The sequence below is a fragment of the Microcoleus sp. Aus8_D2 genome, assembly GCF_036702665.1.
GTDB lineage: Bacteria > Cyanobacteriota > Cyanobacteriia > Cyanobacteriales > Microcoleaceae > Microcoleus.
In genome coordinates, this window is the sequence record NZ_JAUBUN010000024.1 from 54,102 (window position 1) to 74,363 (window position 20,262).

The window sequence follows — 20,262 nt, forward strand, 5'->3', positions numbered from 1 at the left end:
CAGAGGCAATTGTACACCCTTTCGGTAGTGCAGCCATGTGGTTCGTAGTGAGGACTTTAGTCCGCATCAATCAGAGGCAATTGTACACCCTTTCGGTAGTGCAGCCATGTGGTTCGTAGTGAGGACTTTAGTCCGCATCAATCAGAGGAATAAATTCCTCACTACAAACCTAATTGCACTTTCTCAATAAGGCGAATTTCCGTCATCGGTACTGGGGGGTTTTTGTCCAATTCCCAATTGCTTCTTAGACGATTTTAAGTTTTTCCAAAGCGCCTTAATATCTTTATAGGCTTTCTCAGCGCTAATTTTACCCCCAGTTTCCAGAGAGCAAATATAAGTTATTTTCTGAGCAAATTCCTGCAAATTGGCATTAAACGCCAAGTTTTCAGGCGTGAAATCACCGTAGTAGCGACTGCGAGGATGTAAAAAATCTTCCCGCTCTTTCATTGCCCCCTCCTAATTAAACTTTTGGTTCTGTCTCTGCTATTAATAGCAGTATTTGTACTGACTATCGCGACCCTAACTTGCTTTTATTGTATTCCGCAGGTAACAATTGTGCTTTTTCGCTGTGTTCTTAGTCTATTAAGGCAATTTTAACCTTTAATTACCGTTATTTTAACCTTAATTTAACCTAAAAACACAAGAATTGGGAGATGCACACAGCGCATCTCCCTTTAGATAGATTTTGACAGGGGTTCCTTAACCTTTTGGGAAGCCGAATATCTATTTACTGCACTCGCAGCCGGTGTGCCCGCAGCCGCTACCGTTGGGGTGGCCGTCAGCGCAAGCAGTCGAACAGTATGATTTGCCGCTTTTTTCGATGGCTTCAGTCAGGCTGACAACGCACAAACAAGAAGGACAGGCGCATTTCATTTGGGTGACAGTGGTCATTTTACATTCTCCTGGTGGGTGTGTTTCCTATTACAATATATGAACATATATTCAGGTGTATGTCAAGGAGATGTAAAAGTTTTGTAACAAAAGGTGAGCCGATCGCGCTAATATGAAAATGAGAATTAAAATCAGCCGGGAAAAGATGTCACCGAAGTCTGCTGTTAACGGAGCGATAAGTCAGCTTGACCAAGAAAACGATACACCAACGTGCGGGCGATCGCACGTAGTTGACTCCTCGCGGGCCGGGGACATCCAAACACAAGTTCTCAACACCGCCAAAGCCCAGCGGATGGCAGAGTTTTTCAGTCTTTTGGGAGATGCGAACCGGCTGCGGCTGCTGTCTGTTTTGGCAACACAAGAACTGTGCGTGTGCGATTTGGCGGCGGTTTTGAACATGAGCGAATCGGCGGTATCGCACCAATTGCGGGCGTTGCGGGCGATACGGTTGGTAAGTTACCGCAAAGTTGGCAGACAAGTTTTTTATAGTTTACTCGATCGGCACGTTTTAGAACTTTACCGAGCAGTCGCCGAGCACTTAGACGAAGAATCTTAATTAGTCATTAGTCATTGGGCATTTTACCCAGAGCGAAGTCGAAGGGTGGGCATTGGGCATTAGTCATTAGTCATTAGTCAGCAGTCATTAGTCATTGGTAATTTCTGTAGGGGCGAGTTCACCGATATTGATGATGCACATCGAAAATATTTGTAAACTCGCCCTCCCCAACCCAAGATTCATGCATCCGTAGTCAGTTGTCAGTTGTCATTGGTAATTTCTGTAGGGGCGAGTTCACCGATATCTATGATGCACATCGAGAATATTTGTAAACTCGCCCTCCCCAACCAAAGATTCATGCAAGCCATTATCTGTAAAGGGGCCCTGACTGCAAACCAGGGCTTATCCTAATATTAGGCTTCGAGAACAGTGTGACCGGAAGCAACCACAGCTTGTTTAATAGACTCTTCCGAGGCTTTCGCTTCCACAGTCACAGTCTTGGCGGCTAAATCCACATCAATCTTAGCTTCGGGTTCAACAGTTTTAATTGCTTCGGTAATAGTGTTTCCGCAGCCGGAACAGACGATCGACGGAACATGAAGTAAGAGTGCCATAATTAAGCGAGATCTTGTAGATGACAGGATTGATTCTGCTTTTATTTTAATCAAATTTCGGTTTTTGGGACGGGATCGCGTGCCCATCCCACAATTTTTTTTCTTGTGGGATGGACACGCGAGCATCGTCCCAATTTTATTGAAAGAGGTCTCAAGTCCAATGTCCAATGTCCAATGACTAATGACCACCCTTCGACTTCGCGAGCGGGTAAAATGACCACCCTTCGACTTCGCGAGCGGGTAAAATGACCACCCTTCGACTTCGCGAGCGGGTAAAATGACCAATGACCAACAATCAACAACCAACAACCAATAACCAATGACTAACAACCAACAACCAACAACCAACAACCAATGACTAATGACTAATGACTAATGACTTCAGTACGAACCGCCCGACGGCCGCCGCCACAGGCCGCAAACTTGCAACTAAATCCACCATATCCGGCAAAGAAAGAGCTTGCCGCGCGTCAGAAACCGATTTTTCCGGTTGCGGGTGACACTCAACAATTAACCCGTCAGCACCGCAAGCAACCGCTGCTTTTGCTAGAGGTGCGACTAATTCTCGCTTGCCGGCGGCGTGAGAAGGGTCTACAATTACTGGCAAATGAGTCAACTGTTTCAACGCTACGACTGTACCTAAATCTAAGACATTGCGAGTGTAATTGTCGAAGCTGCGGATGCCTCTTTCGCACAGAACTACATTCGGGTTTCCGTGGCTGAGAATGTATTCGGCGGCCATCACAAATTCTTCGATGGTGGCTGACAAACCGCGTTTTAGTAAGACTGGTTTTCCGGCTTGACCGATCGCCTTGAGTAACTCAAAATTTTGCATATTGCGACTGCCTACTTGCAGCATATCAGCACAGGCGACAACCGGCTCGATTTGGGCGATCGACATTACCTCCGTCACCACCGGCAAACCGTAACGCCTGCTGACATCGGCTAAAATTTCCAGCCCCTCAATTCCCATCCCTTGGAAAGCATAGGGAGAAGTGCGCGGTTTGTAGACTCCCCCCCGCAAAGCCTGCACCGGTGCGACTGAGAGTTTGCGGGCGACTGTCTCCATTTGTTCGGAACTTTCCACGGTACAGGGCCCGCCTACGATTAACAATTCTGTACCGCCGACAGAGACAGTTTCTGATAGTTTGACAATAGTCTGGTGTTCGGGATGAGATTTGGTTGCGAGTTTGGCATCTAACATGACGGAATTCTCCTAGAAAATCGAGTGATTGGTTGACAACAAAAAACCCGGAACCTTTAAGGAGTTCCGGGTTGGCGCGACAAGACAGCACGACAATTTACCCAGAACTCCTGCAGGGCCAAAAATAAAAGCCGTAGTACCAGTTACTGAATAATGTCATTGCTGTTTTCGCTTGCGATGATTGGTGGTTGGAACAAGAAGTAGAAAAAACAAAACCGCAGGTGTTAAGCTGCGGTTCGCCCGGATGTTCACAGTGAATTGTAAATTCACTCCGGGCGAACTTGACCTTGCCAAAAATAAAAATAGCTGTTTGGTGTGAACATAAGTGAAGCGATGCGATTTACTGATTAAATACAATACTATTCGCTAAGCTAGCACAGAGTGGTAGGAATGTCAAGCATTTTTTTCAACAGGTAGGGAAACGGCATTGCCGTGTCCCTACGGCAATTACTCGTTACTTTCGCTGAGCCTGGTAACGCACATCCCGAGGCTCTGCCTCGATTTTCAAGAGCGAGGCAGAGCCTCTAGATATAGGTTCCCAGGCTCAGCCGGGGAACCAGTTAAAAATTACTTATTGTGATTGCGAGTCCGCGAAGCAATCTCGGGTTTTGGCGATTGCTTCGCTAAGAGCTCGCAATGACAGAATAAAACTCGCAATCACACAATTATGATTTCAGTCCCAGCCGAAGTCTCGATCGCACAATTGAGCTAATCTCTGATTGGGCGATCGATAATATGCCCTCAATTGCTCGTATACTGTCTCGCTCACGGGGGGATATTGGTTGGAATTGTATTTTTCGTACATTTCTAGTTGGTGCGGCGGCAAGTCTAGAAATTCTAACACACTGTTGTATGTGCCGCAAGGATTGATATACAAATCTTCGCTTTTGAGGATTAAAAGTTGTGATTTGGGAAATAGCTGCATCCACGCTGGAAGTTGGTCGGCGTAAATGCCGCGGCTTAAATATGTGTGGTGTTGGTGCTGGTAACTGTAGTAATTTGGACTCGCTAGGATTTTTTCGATTTCGCCTTTGAGTCTTTCTGACTCGTGGGCGATCGCACTTTCGAGAGACAGCGATTCGTATCCAATTTTTATGTAGTAATGATAATGGGAAATTGCGCGATCTACTGGGTTTCTCAGCAGGGCGATTATTTTAACTTTGGGACATAAATCGTGGATGCGCTGGGCGACTCGGGGATGAAAAATATAGTAGGGGCTGGCTTCTCCGGTTAGCAGGTGTTCGCCGCTTTGTACTTGGGGAAATTGAGAATAATACCAGTCGGGGGTTTTGTCGAAGTTGAGGTCGAAATAATGGATTTCTTTTTGGGCGGCGGGGGCGATTTGGGGATGTTGGATCAGGTAGTTGTACAGGGATGTTGTGCCGCCTTTTTGGACGCCGATGATGATGAAATCGGGGGGTTTGGAGGGTTGTTTCATGGGTTGGTGATGATATCTGGCGCTTGGTTGGTGTCGGTTTGGGCGTCGAACTGTTGATAAATATAGCTTACAGTCGAGTTGCGATCGCCCGATCGTCCAATTAACTCGGCGGGGTTGTGGTTTTTTTAGCATTGGTGTCAATTTAATGTCTTATGTAGTACCTGTCTGCTGTCCGAGCCCACAATCATCTCGATCCCCCCTATACCCCCCTTAATAAGGGGGGGACAAGAGCAGTACCGATCTGCTGTCTGACGCCACAATCATCTAAATCCCCCCTATACCCCGAAGGAGGAGACAAGAGCGTTTCCGGTTCCCCCCTTAAGAAGGGGGGCTAGGGGGGATCGAGACTAGGCTATAAGTGAGAGATACAAACGTAACTGGGAGAGCCTATTACACTTGTGATGAGAAAAGAGGGAAAAACTCATGACTGAATGTCGATTAACACCCGCAAAGTACCGCCACGTTCAGGTAGTGGTTTGTCTCAACCGCGTTCGATTAGACGGCTACGCTAACTCTGATGAGGCTTTGGCAAAGCTGAGCGAACTTGGTTACAGTCCCCAATTGCGCTATCAATGGAATCCAGAGCGAGATGAATTTGATTTGTATGCTCTGATTCATGATTTGCCACTAGATGAGTCGCTAATGACTGACGAAAAGTGTCAGGAGTTTTTTAAACATTTTAGGCAAAGTCAGATATATTCGATCGGCTGCGGACACGCTGACCCCGATTGGTTATTTGCTTGGGGCTTTAATGACCCGCGCCGTCACGCTGCGCCGGAGGAAATTGAGCCTCTGCAAGCCAATGCTACGGCTGCTGCTTGATATTTGTGGGCGGGCGATCGCACTTTTGCTACGGATATTCGATCGCACTTTTGCCCAGATTCGATCCCCCCTAATCCCCCTTCAGAAGGGGGGGACAAGAGTATTTCCGGTTCCCCCCTTCTGAAGGGGGGCGCCGGGGGGATCTGGCCCTAACTATTACCCGCGATCGCACAATTGATCCAAATGGGTTACGATCCTACTTTGCAATATCAGTGGAATCCCAAACGAAATGAGTTTGATTTGTTTGCTGTGATTCACGATCGCCCGATCGCAGATTCACGGATGGATAAACAGGCTTGTGATGCTCTCTGGGCTGCTTTTAACGAATCTTCGCTTTACGTGATTGGTTGCGAGGCGGCCCAAAATCCTAATTGGCTGGCTGCTGGCAGTTTTAAGGACCCGCGCCGTTACGCTGCGCCGGAGGAAATTGAGCCGCTGCAAGCAAATGCTACGGCTGCTGCTTGATATTTGTGGGCAGACGATCGCACTTTTGCCCAGATTCGATCCCCCCGGCGCCCCCCTTAAGAAGGGGGGGACAAGAGTATTTCCGGTTCCCCCCTTTTTAAGGGGGAGTAGGGGGCAAGCTAAGGGGGGATCTGGCCCTAACTATTATAGCTAGCGAGCGGGGACAGCACTACAAATATAAAGCTGAGATGCTCCGATTTTATGCGATTTGTCACTCCTCCAGCTCATAGCCAAGCTCCATAGCTAAAGGATTTACCACACTCTTTAATAATCTCAATTCTTCTGGCGCTGCCTGACGCTTTGTACTGTATATGACTTTTTCGATAGTCGTTTTATTCAGCTTGAGTTCCAAATAATTTTGTAACTCAGGAAAATCAAATTCTTCATTGCATAAATCTTCATATTTTATTAGCATTCCCTTTACTTTATGACTGTCTGCAATGTATCCTTGAAGTAAATTCTTCCAGTGCAATCCAAACTGCTCTGGGGTGTAGACGGGTTCATTTGGCCATTTTTTGTACCAGTAAAAGCCCTGAAAAGAAGCATAAGCATTATAAGGATTTCTATACAAAAACAGGAATTTGGCATTAGGAAACAGCCATTTTAAGTAAATAGCGTGATCGATAGTCAACCTGACTTCTTTTAGTCCCCATCGCAAAATCCCCCTTGCCTTTGCCGGGTTTTCAAAATGATTTAGCAGGAAGGCAATATGGGATTCAAGTAAGTATTTTATGTCTGGGTAAAGGTTGGCAATCCATTCACCAGCCAAGTCAGACAGTGGAGCTCGATCGCTTAAAACTTCATCAATAAACCATTCAGCAGCAGGATAGCTATCAGTAATAGATTTGAGGGGGCTAGATAAATGGTCGATTAATCCTGCACGACCGTAGGGTTCAGCCCATACGATGATAGAACCTGATGACATCACTAACCTTTGCAAAAGAGTTGACCCTGACCTCCAACCAGCAGAAAATATAAATACTGGACTCGAATCGCAATTACTTTTAATATTCGGCCACCTGACAGAAAATGTTTTAAGAGCTTCTTCGATTGTTGGAACTTTTTTCAAGTCCTCTTCATGTTTGATTTTAAACTCCATGTTAAAAATTAGTTACTGTTATAATTGATGTTGTTTGTTGGCTTTTCAATTTTAGTGGCAATCTGCGAAAACTTCAACTGTAGTTTAAGTTTATATGCAAGGGTTAGAGGAGGACACGGCAGTGCCGTTTCCCGTAGGGCGATCGCACATTGATGCACAACGTCGATTCGATCGCCCGATGGGTTGTAGACATGGCAGTGCCCTTCCCCTACGGGCGATCGCACAACAACCAAAATTCGATCGCACTTTTATAGCAGTTTTTGGGTAGGGAAACGGCATTGCCCAAAGCCGTGTCAACAACCAGCCTGGAACCCTTTGTAATCTCTCGTTTACCGCCGAGGCCAGATCCCCCTAAATCCCCCTTAAGAAGGGGGACTTTGAGTGCTTCTTGTCCCCCCCTTCTTAAGGGGGGTTAGGGGGGATCTAGCCTTAATCGCCAGACAGAAGACCAGCACTACCTTTGAGCTTAAATTGACACGAAGAAGGGCACGGCGCCGTGTCCTCTATTTGCCACTGGGCACTGACATCTCGATCGAACTAGACTAGAGTGGAGTTCCCCAGCCCAAATCCTTGCGGGGCAAATCTTTCGGGGAAAATATATCGGTAGCAGACCTGATTGCGGGTTTGTCGATTTTATTTCTCAGTGGAATTACACATTTTGTGAATTTTTGCAAGGGCTGATATGGATGTTGTGGAAATTGGGAACTATAAAAATGGGATCGTACTGTCCAGCAGTAACTACCTGCAATACCATCTCTGAAATTATTCAGGAAGGCGTCAATGTTTAAAAGCAAATTATCCAAAGTTATCGTATCGCTGCTGCGGCGGATTGCTGGTGTTACCAGATCCGGGGCGAAGCGGCTGATGAGAGCAATGCTGCAAGCCATGATGGCTATGGGCCGCAGGGCGAATCTGCCTGTGGCGGGGTTTGTGCTGCCGACGGTGACGATGGTGTTGCTGGTAGTGATTTTGTTGACAGTGGCGATTACTCTGCGATCGTTCGATCGGGGGAATATGGCTCGCAACGTGCGCGTCAACCAGCAGGTGCTGGCTGCGGCTACTCCGGCGATCGATCGGGCAAAAGCAAAAATTCAGTTCATGCTGTACGAAGACCCGCAAAGGCCGACGGCTACTCCCACAGATGCAGAAATGTATCGGATCATGTCGGCAGTTCCCGCCGCTGCAAATCAAGACTTGTATGTGTTTGGGGATGAAGAGCGTTTAATACTTAAGTATCCAGTCAACGATGGTACGAGTCTGGATGCTGTCGCGAGCGCCGATCCTACAAAACCACCCCTGGAAACGATCGCAACTGGACAAAGAGAAAGTGAAGCGATCAATACAGCTTGGAGATATCCCGTCGATACAAACAACGACGGTAAATTTGACACTTTTACCCTATATTCCATATTTTTTAGAACTCCTCCACGCATATCTGTTGGCACTCCTCAGGATGTTGGCACTTTCTCTCGGGCGAGACAGCCACTGGATGCCAGAACGCCACCTATGTCTTTGGGAGCTTTAGATCCCGCTTGTGCGACGGAGGATGCCGGCAATACCATCGCTAGTTTGGTGGGAGATTCCGGCTGGTACAAACTGGATGGCAAACTTAAAAAAAGTTTCTTTGTCTATACGGTAAACGTACCGATCGAACAGGAAGATATAGCAGCAAACGCCTTACCTACAAACCAGTATCAAGCCTTTACGGGAACTCCCAGCATCTCTGCACTAGAATATCAGCAAGACCAAAGCCGCATTCCCCTCAGCAACAATGCGGTTGTATATGAAGACGACTTAGATATATCTCCGGGCCCTCCGCTAAACCTGAACGGGCGGGTATTCACAAATAGCAATTTATTAGTATCGGGATTAAGTGCTGCCCGAAGTATCAGACTATTTGAAGTTAGCAGCAAGAACTCTTGTTTTTACGATCCGGAAAATAGCAGAATTGCTGTAGCCGGCAACGTGGTCAACGGGTGGGCTGGAGATAGCACGACCGCAAATCCAGTAGAAGTACATCTTTTCAAAACAAAAAAAGATCCAGCCCAGCCCGACACAGCATCACCGGCAATTGACACCACGAATAAATCAGTTAATGAAAACAGCCTTCAGGTACTTTACAACAGCGATGCTTACTCACAGCGGTTAAACGCACTGGTGCAGGGTCAACTGTTAGCAGATCCAAGTCCAAAAGGTGTCAACGACCCTGTGTCAGTTCAACTAATGACGAACCCCCCTGCGGGCAGCTCAAATCCTCCTCTGAGTCGTCCCGATGCGCTGCAATCTTATTTTAAAGAAAGGTTGCGGAAAGTTCCTTTTGCAGAAGCAGCGCTCGGAAGTGACGGAGGAGTAGTTCCGGGCGTGGCGTACAATTCTTACATTCAAGGAAATAAAGACAATCTAAGACCGAGAAATGATTGGAGCCTTCCGACAACAGGAACGGCTGAACAAGGCAGTGCTGCTGGTTCGACAGGACTCAACCTCCGTCTAAATCAGCTAGAAACAACACACGCAGATGGATCGGCATTACCATCTAATGCAAACGAAGAGAGATTGGGCGATCGCATAGCGGTAGGCAATAACTTGCCAGCACAACGGTGGAGCGATCAAAAGCAAAAGTTTTTAGGAAAAGAACCACAAAATGTTGACGGTGGAGCGCGCCAGCGCATGACCCAACTCACCAAGCTCGCCGATATCGGAGGAACAGACCGCGGCAACGGTTGGGGACAAGCGCCCACCACCGCCTTCCAAGACAGTTTTTGGGAAAGAGCAGCAGCTCAAATACCGCGAAATCCCCTCGATGGCATTGGCGGTCTTCGGGTAATTACCAGTGCTGGGATCTACGATCGCACTAACTCCTTCCTGCCACCACCCAGATGGACAGATCCAGGCGGTCAAAAGCAAGGCCCCCTAATTGCCGTTGCTGCCCCCCCTGCCAACCAGACTTACGACGACCCAGCAACAACTACCGTGACAGAGCAGTACCCTGTAGTCTGGCCGGATACCATGCCGATGTCGCCGCTTGGGCCTGGTTCTCAGGTCTATAACAATGGTACTGGCACTGGCTCCGGTAACTGGACTCCCTGGCAGGGAGCTTGGTCTAGTGCTGCGGATATCAGTGCAACTCTCCCCCCAGCAGAACCTTATACTCTACTTCCGGGAATTGCTCTAGCCCCCACTGCTCGCAAGTTTGCCAAGGGCGACTTACAGATGCGGGCATCGGCAGTGTATCACTACGCCAACAGTGGCTTCAACAATCCTACAGATCCGAATCCAGACCAAACCCCATTTGCCTGTGTCAGCAGCTATTACGACCCCAGTAACGCTTCCACAGCCAGAAATATTCTTCCCCTACCCGATGTCAGCGGACAGGGAAGGCAGGCGTCTGATCCGGCAAGACAAATGACGGGACTAGGAGCGCAGCAAGCATTCATCGGCTCCAACAACGGTATCGCCTACACATTCCCGGGAACAGCGCAACCCCCTGTTTCTAGACCGATCGCCAATACAGGCTTGCTGACCGGTGGAAGTGCTGTTTTGGAGGCCCAGGCAAACATGGTATTTCCAGACGGTAGGTTTGCCAATGGGCCGTTAAGAACGGCGCTGCAAGTGGCCCCTGCAAATCGCACGCTAGCACAAAAAGCTGCGATCGACTCGACTAATTGCGCGATCGCAATTCTCAGTGGTGCCGCTCCTAACCCCGCACTGATTCCTCCTGGAGCAATTCAAGAAGTAGCATTTTTAAACGGCAGAGAAATCAAAGCAGTCGATCGAGACGACGCAAGAACCGCCGTTAACGAAGCTTTTACCCTGAGCAGTCCTCTGCCTGCCGACCCCCAAGCACCCGCCCCCCCAGCAGCAGTATTAACAGGCAACTACAACCAACCTCTAGAAGAAAGACAACCTCTAGAAATTCGCGTCACCCAGTTAGATATCGCCAGCCTGCGCGGGCAAACATTTACAGGGCCAAATACTACTGCTGCTGAGTGGCTGTTGCCTAACAGTGGGATTGTATATGCCAGCCGGGACGATGCGCTGCCCGATCGCAGTTATCGTGCTGCTGACGAAGCCACAAACAAAAGACTCAGCCCCTCAGACTCTAGGCTCGATCCCACCCGCAAGCCGAACGGCATTATGCTGATTAACGGTCAATTCCTATTTCGCGGCACAGGAAACACCCCCCGAGCGGTAACTAGCATAGGAGATGTAGTCAGAGAAAAAGGGCTGACCTTAGTATCGAACTTGCCGGTTTACATCAAAGGACAATTTAACCCACACGGGCAAACTGCACCTCTCACTCCAGGTGCGACAGCGACTTTTAACCCAGTTGAAGAGTTTCAAGAAATCGTGGCATCTGATTGGGGCAATTTTTATACCCGCAACAAGAAGCTAAACCCCAACTTTGCTTGTCGCGCGGGCGACCCCAGGTTGCTCACCTGTGGAGGCGACTACTGGAGACCGGCCACTGTGCTGGCAGATGCTGTCACGCTGCTTTCAGACAATTACCGCTTTGGGTTCCGCAACGAGGGAGATTTTGACCTGAGAAACAATGCAGGTGCTGATGCCGTACTTCGCCGCCGACAAAGAGGATTTTTCAACAACAACTTTGTGACTAACGGACTTTCCAGCGGGGCGTTTTCAAACAACGGCAATTTAGTCGGTACCCCAGGTGCTACCGGTGCAACGCTTACAGACGCTACCTACGTGAATCCACCAGCTCCCCCGCTACCGACATCAGGCGGCCTCCCATGGAGTTCGTACTTCAACAACTTTGTCACCCCAGTGCAGCGGCGCGGGCCTTTCCCGGAGTATCTGATGGAAGTTTGCACAAAACTACCGGTTTCTGAGTGCGGGGATGCAGACTGGGTTGTCGATCCACTTGCGGCGGCGCCAGTGTCGGCAGCCACGGCAGTCACTGCTAACCCAAATTACACTGCGCCTACTACAACAAGCACTTTTCAAGCTGGATCGACAGTCGATCCGCCAGTAGCGGCATTGCAGCGATTCCCTCGCCGCGTGGCTTTTGACAGAAGTCCAGCAGCTGGGCCACAGCCTTTTGGAATTACTGGAGGCACTGCTATTGCTGCTGCTGCTGCTCCCCCTGCTGTTACCAATGGCAGAAATTCTCTGTGGTTTGCGACAGGAGCTAGTGGTACGCGGGCGACTTACGATGGCAGCACGACACCGTATCTGGTCAACACCAGCGCTACCGCCGCCGACACTAGAGATGGCAGCAATACACGGCTACCAACTGTAACAGCAGCATTACCACCAAACGCACCGACTCCTGCCTATGCACCGACGGTATATAACGGCTCGCAGCCGCTGTTGTTCCCAGTCTTACAGATCCTAAACGTGAGTACAGCACAGTCGGGCCAGCAACAAGGTAATCTTTCTGTCCTACAGACAGGGTGGATACCGCAAGCTGCAAATACAACTTTCAATCTCATCATCGGAGCTAACGACACTCCCTCAAGAACCCTCAACGCCACCAGCGGAGACTTTAATGGCGGTTTGCAAAACTTGCCCCGATTCTTGGAAAGCTGGGGACCGAATGGGCAATTTACTACTAATATTCGAGGCAGTTTCATTCAGTTAAACCGCAGCGCCTTTAGTACCGCACCGTATCAGCCAATTCTGCCTAATAACTCTCCAGCAGGATCAATCACCAGCCTGTTCGATCAATTGAGTCCTGCACCAACGAATCTGACTATAGCTGAGCAAAGAAATTACAACATTGCGACAGGCAACCGTCAGATTCCATTCTTCAACCCGCCAACCCGGAACTGGGGTTATGACGTGGGTCTGCTATCTCAGTCGCCAGACTTGTTTACTCAAAAGTTTACTACTCCTCCGTCAATCACTCAGCCTGCCGAATTTTTCCGGGAAGTACCTCGGAGCGATCGATGGGTAAAAACTTTGATATGCGCAGTCAACGCAAAAGACAACAAGGCAGCTACTTCCATTAGCGCCAAGGACAACTGCGGGACATTCCCCTATTAATAACTTTCGGTCGCGCAATTACTGGAGGTCTAATTTATGCACAAACAACAACAACAGCAAAATTTATCCAAGTCGCCAGATGGTGGCTACACGATTATCGAGTCGTTGGTGGCGATAATTGTAGTTTCGGTGCTGATGATCGCGATCGCCCCGGTGATGGCTTTCTCAGTAGCAACTCGCGTCCAAGCGCGGCGGACTGAACTGGCCGCGCAGGCGGGGAAATCTTACATTGACGCTCTCAGAACAGGTAGTATCAAACCCGGTGGCTCGGGGTTCCCCAAACCAGCACCAGCAAACGACTTGGCAGGTACACCACCTCCGGCAGTTGGTGACACATACTGCGTTGACATGGGAGGAGGTTGTGACCCGAGTACCAACAAAGGCTTTTACGTTCAGGGGGCTTGGCTGAATAAAGATACATCTATTACAGGTGGCGATCCCACATCAAAAGGCTACCAGCTCTTAGTCCGGGTTTACAGGGCTGATTCCTTTGCTCAGGGCGCTCCGGCGCTGACAGCTCCCAAGGATACCAAACAATCAATTGTGGGTTCGGGTTTGGGCAATCGGGCAATGCCAGTAGTAGAAATGTCTACAGAGATTCCCGCTACTGGAACTCCTTCGTATAACTCAATCTCCGATCGCCTCAAAAAACCATGAACGACTGTATGCCAATAATTACAGTGAGTGTTATTAGATTAAAACACCTCCCAACCACTCGGCAAAGGAAGAAGTAAAAATGAAAAATTTACTCAGGTTGCTTCTCAAAACTAAGCACCAAAAAAACCGCTCTGAGCCAGATCAAATAGAAAAGGGCATGACTCTAGTCGAGCTATTGGTTGGCTCGATTATGGCATTTTTAATCATCACCCCGATGCTCGCCTTTGTAGTCGATATGCTGAATACCGACAGGAAGGAACAACTCAAGTCAAACACCGAGCAAGACATTCAGGCGGCGGTTGACTTCATCGCCCAAGATTTGAGTCAATCTATTTATATTTACGATAACGCTGGAATTACTGCTATTAACAGTTTCCTACCTACCGCTTCAGGAACTCCTGTTCTGGTATTCTGGAAGCGCCAGCCGCTCAAAAATTCTCTTCCTAGGAATTCGACTGTTGCTGCAAAACCTAAGACTTGCGATCAGTACATGAACCCCCGTCAATGTAACGACACCTACGTGCGTTCTTTAGTTGCTTACTACCAAATTAAAGATACCCTCTCTACTTGGTGTCAGCCGTCTGGAGGGAATTGCCCTACCCGTATAGCCCGCTATGAAATTAGAGATGGAATCGATCGACTGACAGACACCGCAACCGGGCAGCCTTACGGTCCTACGAACACAACAGATGCTCAGCAAACAGATCCAGGTTTTAATAGTGAAACTGACCCAGATAAAAGTTTTAACCTCAACAATCCAACAGTTAATGTGACAAATCCAGCGGGATTTACCGATAAGTCAGGGGCAAAAAACCCTCAGGTATTGGTTAATTACATCGACCACAGCCCAGAACAAAAACAAATTGACAAAGCAGAATGCCAGAAAGCTCTTGGAAATCCTAGCGTTACAATAGGGGTTACGCCAACAGAAATTCCCGAAGCAACGCTAAGAGTACCCGCCCCGGATACTGTAAATAGCTTCTACGCTTGTGTAGATACACGCAGAAATTTAGCCAGAGTTACTATCAGAGGAAATAGCCTCCGTCGCCTTCAAACCGATGCTAATTATAACCCCAACAATTCGGCATTTTTCCCAACAGCAAGTGTTCAAGTACAAGGTTTGGGGGCGCGAGGAAACTAACTTGTATTTGAGAATGATTTACTAATTGCGCAAGTGTTGGATAAAAACAGGAGACTACAATGAAAACCCCACGAATATTATTAAAACTTTTGCATAAGTCGGCCGCCAAAGCCAGCCCTAATTTCAACAAGACTGCATCCAGAAAGGGCGATGAGGGGTTCTCTCTTCTAGAAGTGGTGGCGACAGTGTTGGTATTAGGTATACTAAGTGCGGTCGCCGCTCCGGGCTGGCTGGGATTCATCAACAGACAAAGAGTCCGCACTGTGAACGATCGAGTTCTCCAAACCTTGCGTACAGCACAAAGCGAAGCCAAGCGAAGCAAGCGCGATATCATAGTTACATTTGACTCATCTGACCCACCAAAAGCTACAATTGAGCTTAAAACAGATCCACCACCCGCGACTCCTCTCCCTCCCCTACAAACAGTGACTTTCGACGCTGGAGGCGAAATCAAAAAAGGACAGCTTGAACCTCTTTCTGTTGCTAGCTGTCCTCCTAATAGTGCGTGCACGACTGCTACATCACTTATTTTTAATTATAACGGTGTAGTCGATTCAAGCAGTCCAACATTACCTTTGGTGGTAACAGTTTCTACTGTTGGTGGCGACACAAAACAGTGCGTAATTGTGGAAACCCTCCTAGGAGGGATGCGAACTGCTGAGGGAAAATACGATACGAATACAAAAGAGGGTTGTCCAGTAGTCCCCTAGATATTTTGTAATCTCTAACAGCGATTCCGCATAAGTTCTGACTTGCTAAAATATATTAATACCAATTTAAAAAAGTATTGCTAGAATCCTCAATCTTATAGAAATTATTAAAAGCTCCCCGCACTCCTCACGGCAATGGCTTTCATCGTGTCAACAATCAGGATCAAGCCCTTTGTATCTCTCGTTTATACCCGAGGCCAGATCCCCCCTAGCCCCCCTTCTTAAGGGGGGGACAGGATTCTTATCAAAGTCCCCCTTCGATCGAGGGATTTAGGGGGGACAGGATTCTTATCAAAGTCCCCCTTCTTAAGGGGGATTTAGGGGGATCTGGTCTCGGCTATAAACGAGGGATACAAAGGTTTTAGCGCTTAAATTAACACGACGAAAGGCACGGCGACGTATCCTGTATTTAATCCGATCGCAAAATGGCATTACATAAATTATTTGATATTTCAAATCCCCTTAAAACACTCAAACTATGCAGCTAGAACTCAAACAAATCACAGTCCAGCCAGGAAATCAATTACAGCTAAAAGACATAACCTGGCAGATGTATGAAACCATATTAGCAGAATTGGGAGAAAACCGCTCATCCCGACTTTCATACAGCAACGGAACTTTAGAAATAATGGTTCCCTGCATGGAACACGAAATTGGCAAAGTCCTGATTGGTAACTTGGTAGAAGCACTACTCGAAGAACTAAATATAGATTTTTGGTCTTTGGGTTCAACCACATTAAAAAATGCAAATATGGCTCAAGGATTAGAAGCAGATAATTGTTTCTATATCCAAAACGAAGCAGCAGTTCGAGGCAAAAACCGCATCGACTTAGCCACAGATCCACCTCCAGATTTAGCCATCGAAATCGACATCACATCGCGCACACAGCTCAACAACTACGAAGCATTGGGAGTTCCCGAATTGTGGCGCTACAACGGCCGCAGCCTGCAAATCAGTGTCTTGCAAGATGGAAAATACATACAGTCCGATCGCAGTCTCCAATTTCCCAACTTCCCGATCGCCCATCTCATCCCTCAGTATATCGAACAAAGCAAAACAGCCGGCCGAAACGTCACCATGAAAGCCTTTCGATCTTGGGTGCGATCGCAAATTTAGCGATCGGGCGATCGACTCTGATCTCATAGGCCAGATCCCCCCTAACCCCCCTTAATAAGGGGGGGACCCGAAGCGATCGAAGTCCCCTTCGATCGGGGGATGCGAGGGGGATCTTACCTAGGCGATCAACGAGAGATACAAAGGTTTTTAGGCGATTTATCCGCAGCGGGCGATCGAATCAATGAGGCGATTTATCCGATCGGGGATCTGTGTAGGGAAACGGCACTCCCGTGTTCTGACTGCATTATTGTCACAAAATATACATCAAACGCGATGTCTGTAGGAAACGGCACTGTCGTGTCATGACTGCATTTTTGTCAGAAAATATACATTCAAAGCGATGTCTGTAGGGAAACGTCACTGCCGTATCGGGGCGCGCAGCTTTTTTCAATAGGTATAAATTTTCAGTAAATCCCGCTCTACACACTCACCAACTTCAAAGTTAAGATCGACACATCAAAAATAGTTCCTCCTAGCAATTTTTCATTTCAAGCTCAATATCAAGGAGTGCATCAAAATGTTAATCAATAAAATGCTCAAAGGCAGAGCCGCTACACCTGCCGGTGGTTTTACAATGGTTGAGACATTGATAATTATTTTAATCATCGGGATATTTTGTGCGATCGCCACCCCCTCTTGGCTAATGTTCATCAACAACCACCGTTTAAAGGTATCGCTCGATCGGGCTTATTGGGCAATGGAACTTGCCCGCAGCAACGCCAAACGCGACAAAATTTCATGGCAAGCCAGCTTCAAAGAAGTAGGAGAAAACGTACAAGTAGCAGTCCACCCAGCCGACATTACCCCAGCCGAATTACCAGCGAGTCAATGGAAAAACCTAGAACCGCAAATTAAAATAGATACAAATGAAACAACAGTGCTTGAAGTAAATGAAAACAACGCTCAAACAGAAAACGGAAAAATCAGGCGAGTCATGTTCAACTATCGAGGTTGCCCAGTATCTCGAAACGACCACGACTGCACGCTAACCAGTATCAGAGCCAAAGGAACCCTAACACTATCTCATCCCAACCTAAACAAGAGCGAACGCTGCGTCATCATCTCCACTCTCTTAGGACATAAGCGCACCTCCACCAGACAACCGACAGCTAAAAACGGCAGATACTGCTACTGACATCGAGCCCGATTGCGATCGCCTTTAGGGGTAAACTTTAAAATCCCGGAGGCAGGGTTTCGCCGCAAAGTGCGTGAATTTGGGCAATGCGCTCAAACAGCCAAGGATAGTCAATGCGGTATTGAGGAATCAAAGCTAAAGGACTCAGCAGCGCGGCAGCAGCAAGATCTGCCACGCTCAAGGAGTCGCCTACCAAATAGGAACCATCTTGCCAGCGACGGTGCAACAAGCCTAAAGCAGCACTCAGGCGCAACTCGGCGAGTTTTGCCGAAGCCCGGTTAATGCCGAACTGACGACGCGCCAATTGAATCACTAACTGACTCAAAACAGACGGGTCGATTTCCTTGCCCGCACCGGCGCGAAACTCGTAGTAAACAAATCGAGTGGCAATGCCGATGCTTTCATCGAGCCAGTCTTCGATCATCCAAGCCTCTCCTTGCAAACTCTCGTCTGCCGGCAACAGCGGCGGCGAAGGAAAGCGAGACTCGATCGAGTGCAAAATTTGCGTCGAGTCTGCGATCGCCCCTGGTTGACCTTCAAGTTGAGGCAGCAGTACCGGCACTGTCCTCAAACCCCCCGTGAGAGGCTTGAGTTTCAAAACGTGCAGGCCCGGAGTCAAATTTTCCACTTGAAAGGGGATGCCCTTGTAACCCAGCGCTAAGCGGACTTTGCGGCAGTAAGGGGAGGTGCTGAACTGTAGTAAAAGCATCTGACAATAAATAACACCCAACTTGAGGCCTAGACCGATGAGATGAAAAAATGCGAAGAGCGAACCATTTTTCACCCGGAGGCTAGGCCCGTTGGGGGTTGTACTCCGCGATTCCCTAGTTAGGGCTTTTTAGGAGAAGCAGGCTTGTCTCCCGCAGGCTTGTCTCCCGCAGGCTTGTCTCCCGCAGGCTTGTCGCCAGGAGTAGCCTTTGGAGTTTCCTTCGGTGCTGGAGCTGAAACAGGAGGAGGAGTAGTGCCGCCACCTGGAGTGGGGCTCGGGCCACCGCCGCCGCCCTCACCGCCGCAAGCGCCCAGGGCTGCTGCAATGCCCATTACCAAAGTCAAACGAATTAAACCCTTGTTCATAAACACTCCTTAACATTCAAAACCCATCGCAAGGAAGGGAATAGTGTACTTGAGAAACAATGCTGGCACGAATAGATCAACGATTCGCTCGTTGATTACAATACTGCATTTATTAATAAATTTCACATTGATTCTGACGAACTGGCAAAAATTTCCTTTTTTTTGGCAAATCCTGAAGTCAATGTGACCAGTGGTAGGATGGGTTGGTTGGTTTGTGAGGTATCTTTGGTAAGGATAACCGATCGCTCCGGTGATTGGCACGCCGAGGCGATCGGCAACCGAAAAAACTCCTAGCCTCTATCAAGCTGCTATCTGCCCCACTTTACGTATTGGTGAACTCTATGACCGCTGCTATCAGATCCCCAGATGCTCATCGCCGATCGCGAGCGCCCCGCCAGCCCGCTGCTCACCCTACCAAAAGCAAAGTTACTTCTATTGCCAGAGCTAGACGGGCTCATACTGGGCCGGTATTGCCCAACTACTTGGCAGCCGACGAACAGCCTGGGCCTGGCGCGCCAGCATCAGTGCTGAAAGTGATGCCCGATCGCCAGTGGCAGCCGATGTGGCTGCGATCGCTACTGAGGGTGGAGCGCGCCTCCTCAGCGGCAGTGGTACTGCTGTTGGGCGGTGCTCTGACTCTCTACGGCTTGACTGTTTACGGCGAGCAGCGCTGGAGTCAAGAGTATCAAAAGCTGGAAACTCTGCGCCGGGGGGAACAGCAGTTGAGTGCGGCCAGCGAAGTCTTGAAACATCAACTTGCTAAAGAAGCTGAAAATCCAGAAACCGGCTTGGCTCAGCAGAAGCCTGCGGACACGATTTTCTTGCAGCCGGTTCAGGAACGTCGATCGCCCGTTGTGGTGGCACCAAACTCAGAAGAACCTGCTCTCAAGAATCGATCGGGTGTGGCGACGCCACTGGGCTATTGAGGCAATGTCAGTCGATCGATTGAAGAATTGAAGAATTGAATAATTGACTCCACAGATGAATCTGGAGGCTTGAACCTTAAGTGTGAACTACCCGCCAGCAATCGGAGTACCGATATGCTGGGGGCTTCCCTCTTCTTGGGCCACAGCCTCGGCGACAGTGGATTTTTGCCCATACCGATGAAGGTCTTACATTGCCTCCAAGGGCAGTAACGCCCTTTCCCAACGCCAATATCCGTAAGCCTTCATTTTTTATGTTGATAGCCGCATTTATGTCTCGGTCGTGCCGTTTCCCACAGTGTGGACAGTTAAATTCGCGGACAGACCGATCCATTTTGGGCAACGACAGTAAAGTTTCAGAGCAGAGGTGCGACGACGGGAAAAATCGACCGACTTCTAGGTATACTTTTCCGAACGCTTCTGCCTTGTACATGAGCATAGTGCCAAAAAATCCCCAGCCAGCATCACTGAGG

At 48.5% G+C, this 20,262-nt stretch carries 20 protein-coding genes; 11 read left to right on the forward strand and 9 right to left on the reverse strand.

Translation table 11 applies throughout. The features are described 5' to 3' along the window. Window positions 1–183: 183 nt before the first annotated feature. Both QUB64_RS19330 and QUB64_RS19335 read right to left on the reverse strand, forming a co-directional pair. Complete coding sequence (locus QUB64_RS19330) at window positions 184–447, reverse strand: DUF7219 family protein (protein ID WP_333273633.1); 264 nt, start codon at window positions 445–447, stop codon at window positions 184–186. Between the two features lie 276 nt (window positions 448–723). Next, window positions 724–891: a metallothionein gene (locus QUB64_RS19335; RefSeq protein ID WP_293327795.1), complete on the reverse strand. Its 168-nt coding sequence runs from the start codon at window positions 889–891 to the stop codon at window positions 724–726. A 145-nt stretch (window positions 892–1,036) separates the two neighbouring features. Here QUB64_RS19335 and QUB64_RS19340 point away from each other — a divergent pair, with 145 nt between their 5' ends. Beyond that, window positions 1,037–1,447: an ArsR/SmtB family transcription factor gene (locus QUB64_RS19340; protein ID WP_333273782.1), complete on the forward strand. Its 411-nt coding sequence runs from the start codon at window positions 1,037–1,039 to the stop codon at window positions 1,445–1,447. 353 nt (window positions 1,448–1,800) lie between these two features. Here the strand turns inward: QUB64_RS19340 and QUB64_RS19345 are convergent, their stop codons facing one another. From QUB64_RS19345 to QUB64_RS19355, 3 genes are all read right to left on the reverse strand, one after another. Continuing rightward, entirely contained in the window at window positions 1,801–2,001 is a 201-nt protein-coding gene (locus QUB64_RS19345) for a heavy-metal-associated domain-containing protein (protein ID WP_333273641.1), read from the reverse strand. A 358-nt stretch (window positions 2,002–2,359) separates the two neighbouring features. Then, entirely contained in the window at window positions 2,360–3,205 is an 846-nt protein-coding gene (aroF, locus tag QUB64_RS19350; RefSeq protein ID WP_333273644.1) for a 3-deoxy-7-phosphoheptulonate synthase, read from the reverse strand. A 673-nt stretch (window positions 3,206–3,878) separates the two neighbouring features. Beyond that, window positions 3,879–4,775, reverse strand: coding sequence for a sulfotransferase domain-containing protein (locus tag QUB64_RS19355; protein WP_333273648.1), 897 nt, complete (start codon window positions 4,773–4,775; stop codon window positions 3,879–3,881). Window positions 4,776–5,066: 291 nt separating this feature from the next. Here QUB64_RS19355 and QUB64_RS19360 point away from each other — a divergent pair, with 291 nt between their 5' ends. Beyond that, complete coding sequence (locus QUB64_RS19360) at window positions 5,067–5,465, forward strand: hypothetical protein (RefSeq protein ID WP_333273652.1); 399 nt, start codon at window positions 5,067–5,069, stop codon at window positions 5,463–5,465. Between the two features lie 183 nt (window positions 5,466–5,648). Further along, window positions 5,649–5,930, forward strand: coding sequence for a hypothetical protein (locus tag QUB64_RS19365; RefSeq protein WP_333273655.1), 282 nt, complete (start codon window positions 5,649–5,651; stop codon window positions 5,928–5,930). Between the two features lie 211 nt (window positions 5,931–6,141). On the opposite strand, the gene QUB64_RS19370 is transcribed toward QUB64_RS19365, so the two are convergent. Further along, window positions 6,142–7,029, reverse strand: a complete 888-nt coding sequence (locus QUB64_RS19370; protein ID WP_333273659.1) for a sulfotransferase — start codon at window positions 7,027–7,029, stop codon at window positions 6,142–6,144. Window positions 7,030–7,123: 94 nt separating this feature from the next. Here QUB64_RS19370 and QUB64_RS19375 point away from each other — a divergent pair, with 94 nt between their 5' ends. From QUB64_RS19375 to QUB64_RS19405, 7 genes are all read left to right on the forward strand, one after another. Continuing rightward, window positions 7,124–7,297, forward strand: a complete 174-nt coding sequence (locus QUB64_RS19375; RefSeq protein ID WP_333273662.1) for a hypothetical protein — start codon at window positions 7,124–7,126, stop codon at window positions 7,295–7,297. A gap of 512 nt (window positions 7,298–7,809) precedes the next feature. After that, a complete protein-coding gene (gene hpsA / locus QUB64_RS19380) occupies window positions 7,810–13,032 on the forward strand; it encodes a hormogonium polysaccharide biosynthesis protein HpsA (protein ID WP_333273665.1) in 5,223 nt (1,740 codons plus the stop codon). Between the two features lie 36 nt (window positions 13,033–13,068). After that, entirely contained in the window at window positions 13,069–13,689 is a 621-nt protein-coding gene (gene hpsB / locus QUB64_RS19385) for a hormogonium polysaccharide secretion pseudopilin HpsB (protein ID WP_333273668.1), read from the forward strand. A gap of 79 nt (window positions 13,690–13,768) precedes the next feature. Then, on the forward strand, window positions 13,769–14,830 hold the full coding sequence (hpsC, locus tag QUB64_RS19390) for a hormogonium polysaccharide secretion pseudopilin HpsC (protein WP_333273671.1): 1,062 nt from the start codon (window positions 13,769–13,771) through the stop codon (window positions 14,828–14,830). A 59-nt stretch (window positions 14,831–14,889) separates the two neighbouring features. Then, window positions 14,890–15,540 carry a pilus assembly FimT family protein gene (locus QUB64_RS19395; RefSeq protein ID WP_333273674.1) on the forward strand — a complete coding sequence of 217 codons (651 nt, stop codon included), beginning with the start codon at window positions 14,890–14,892 and terminating at the stop codon, window positions 15,538–15,540. A gap of 478 nt (window positions 15,541–16,018) precedes the next feature. Beyond that, window positions 16,019–16,657, forward strand: a complete 639-nt coding sequence (locus QUB64_RS19400) for a Uma2 family endonuclease (protein ID WP_333273677.1) — start codon at window positions 16,019–16,021, stop codon at window positions 16,655–16,657. Between the two features lie 517 nt (window positions 16,658–17,174). Further along, window positions 17,175–17,792: a transcriptional regulator gene (locus tag QUB64_RS19405; RefSeq protein WP_333273679.1), complete on the forward strand. Its 618-nt coding sequence runs from the start codon at window positions 17,175–17,177 to the stop codon at window positions 17,790–17,792. Window positions 17,793–17,829: 37 nt separating this feature from the next. On the opposite strand, the gene QUB64_RS19410 is transcribed toward QUB64_RS19405, so the two are convergent. Together QUB64_RS19410 and QUB64_RS19415 are read right to left on the reverse strand one after the other, a co-directional pair. Next, window positions 17,830–18,501 (reverse strand): glutathione S-transferase family protein, encoded by a 672-nt coding sequence (locus QUB64_RS19410; RefSeq protein WP_333273682.1) that lies wholly within the window; start codon window positions 18,499–18,501, stop codon window positions 17,830–17,832. Window positions 18,502–18,620: 119 nt separating this feature from the next. Next, window positions 18,621–18,866 carry a serine protease gene (locus QUB64_RS19415; protein ID WP_333273685.1) on the reverse strand — a complete coding sequence of 82 codons (246 nt, stop codon included), beginning with the start codon at window positions 18,864–18,866 and terminating at the stop codon, window positions 18,621–18,623. A 341-nt stretch (window positions 18,867–19,207) separates the two neighbouring features. Between QUB64_RS19415 and QUB64_RS19420 the strand changes: the two genes are divergently transcribed. Then, a complete protein-coding gene (locus QUB64_RS19420; RefSeq protein WP_333273688.1) occupies window positions 19,208–19,792 on the forward strand; it encodes a hypothetical protein in 585 nt (194 codons plus the stop codon). Between the two features lie 76 nt (window positions 19,793–19,868). On the opposite strand, the gene QUB64_RS19425 is transcribed toward QUB64_RS19420, so the two are convergent. Then, entirely contained in the window at window positions 19,869–20,228 is a 360-nt protein-coding gene (locus QUB64_RS19425; RefSeq protein WP_333273690.1) for a transposase, read from the reverse strand. Between the last annotated feature and the right edge of the window lie 34 nt (window positions 20,229–20,262).

Excerpts from the sequence above, each read along its gene's own strand:
- QUB64_RS19330 (WP_333273633.1), bottom strand. The coding sequence starts at position 447 with ATGAAAGAGCGGGAAGATTTTTTACATCCTCGCAGTCGCTACTACGGT.
- QUB64_RS19335 (WP_293327795.1), bottom strand. The coding sequence starts at position 891 with ATGACCACTGTCACCCAAATGAAATGCGCCTGTCCTTCTTGTTTGTGC.
- QUB64_RS19340 (WP_333273782.1), top strand. The coding sequence starts at position 1,037 with ATGTCACCGAAGTCTGCTGTTAACGGAGCGATAAGTCAGCTTGACCAA.
- QUB64_RS19345 (WP_333273641.1), bottom strand. The coding sequence starts at position 2,001 with ATGGCACTCTTACTTCATGTTCCGTCGATCGTCTGTTCCGGCTGCGGA.
- aroF (WP_333273644.1), bottom strand. The coding sequence starts at position 3,205 with ATGTTAGATGCCAAACTCGCAACCAAATCTCATCCCGAACACCAGACT.
- QUB64_RS19355 (WP_333273648.1), bottom strand. The coding sequence starts at position 4,775 with ATGCTAAAAAAACCACAACCCCGCCGAGTTAATTGGACGATCGGGCGA.
- QUB64_RS19360 (WP_333273652.1), top strand. The coding sequence starts at position 5,067 with ATGACTGAATGTCGATTAACACCCGCAAAGTACCGCCACGTTCAGGTA.
- QUB64_RS19365 (WP_333273655.1), top strand. The coding sequence starts at position 5,649 with ATGGGTTACGATCCTACTTTGCAATATCAGTGGAATCCCAAACGAAAT.
- QUB64_RS19370 (WP_333273659.1), bottom strand. The coding sequence starts at position 7,029 with ATGGAGTTTAAAATCAAACATGAAGAGGACTTGAAAAAAGTTCCAACA.
- QUB64_RS19375 (WP_333273662.1), top strand. The coding sequence starts at position 7,124 with ATGCAAGGGTTAGAGGAGGACACGGCAGTGCCGTTTCCCGTAGGGCGA.
- hpsA (WP_333273665.1), top strand. The coding sequence starts at position 7,810 with ATGTTTAAAAGCAAATTATCCAAAGTTATCGTATCGCTGCTGCGGCGG.
- hpsB (WP_333273668.1), top strand. The coding sequence starts at position 13,069 with ATGCACAAACAACAACAACAGCAAAATTTATCCAAGTCGCCAGATGGT.
- hpsC (WP_333273671.1), top strand. The coding sequence starts at position 13,769 with ATGAAAAATTTACTCAGGTTGCTTCTCAAAACTAAGCACCAAAAAAAC.
- QUB64_RS19395 (WP_333273674.1), top strand. The coding sequence starts at position 14,890 with ATGAAAACCCCACGAATATTATTAAAACTTTTGCATAAGTCGGCCGCC.
- QUB64_RS19400 (WP_333273677.1), top strand. The coding sequence starts at position 16,019 with ATGCAGCTAGAACTCAAACAAATCACAGTCCAGCCAGGAAATCAATTA.
- QUB64_RS19405 (WP_333273679.1), top strand. The coding sequence starts at position 17,175 with ATGTTAATCAATAAAATGCTCAAAGGCAGAGCCGCTACACCTGCCGGT.
- QUB64_RS19410 (WP_333273682.1), bottom strand. The coding sequence starts at position 18,501 with ATGCTTTTACTACAGTTCAGCACCTCCCCTTACTGCCGCAAAGTCCGC.
- QUB64_RS19415 (WP_333273685.1), bottom strand. The coding sequence starts at position 18,866 with ATGAACAAGGGTTTAATTCGTTTGACTTTGGTAATGGGCATTGCAGCA.
- QUB64_RS19420 (WP_333273688.1), top strand. The coding sequence starts at position 19,208 with ATGACCGCTGCTATCAGATCCCCAGATGCTCATCGCCGATCGCGAGCG.
- QUB64_RS19425 (WP_333273690.1), bottom strand. The coding sequence starts at position 20,228 with ATGCTCATGTACAAGGCAGAAGCGTTCGGAAAAGTATACCTAGAAGTC.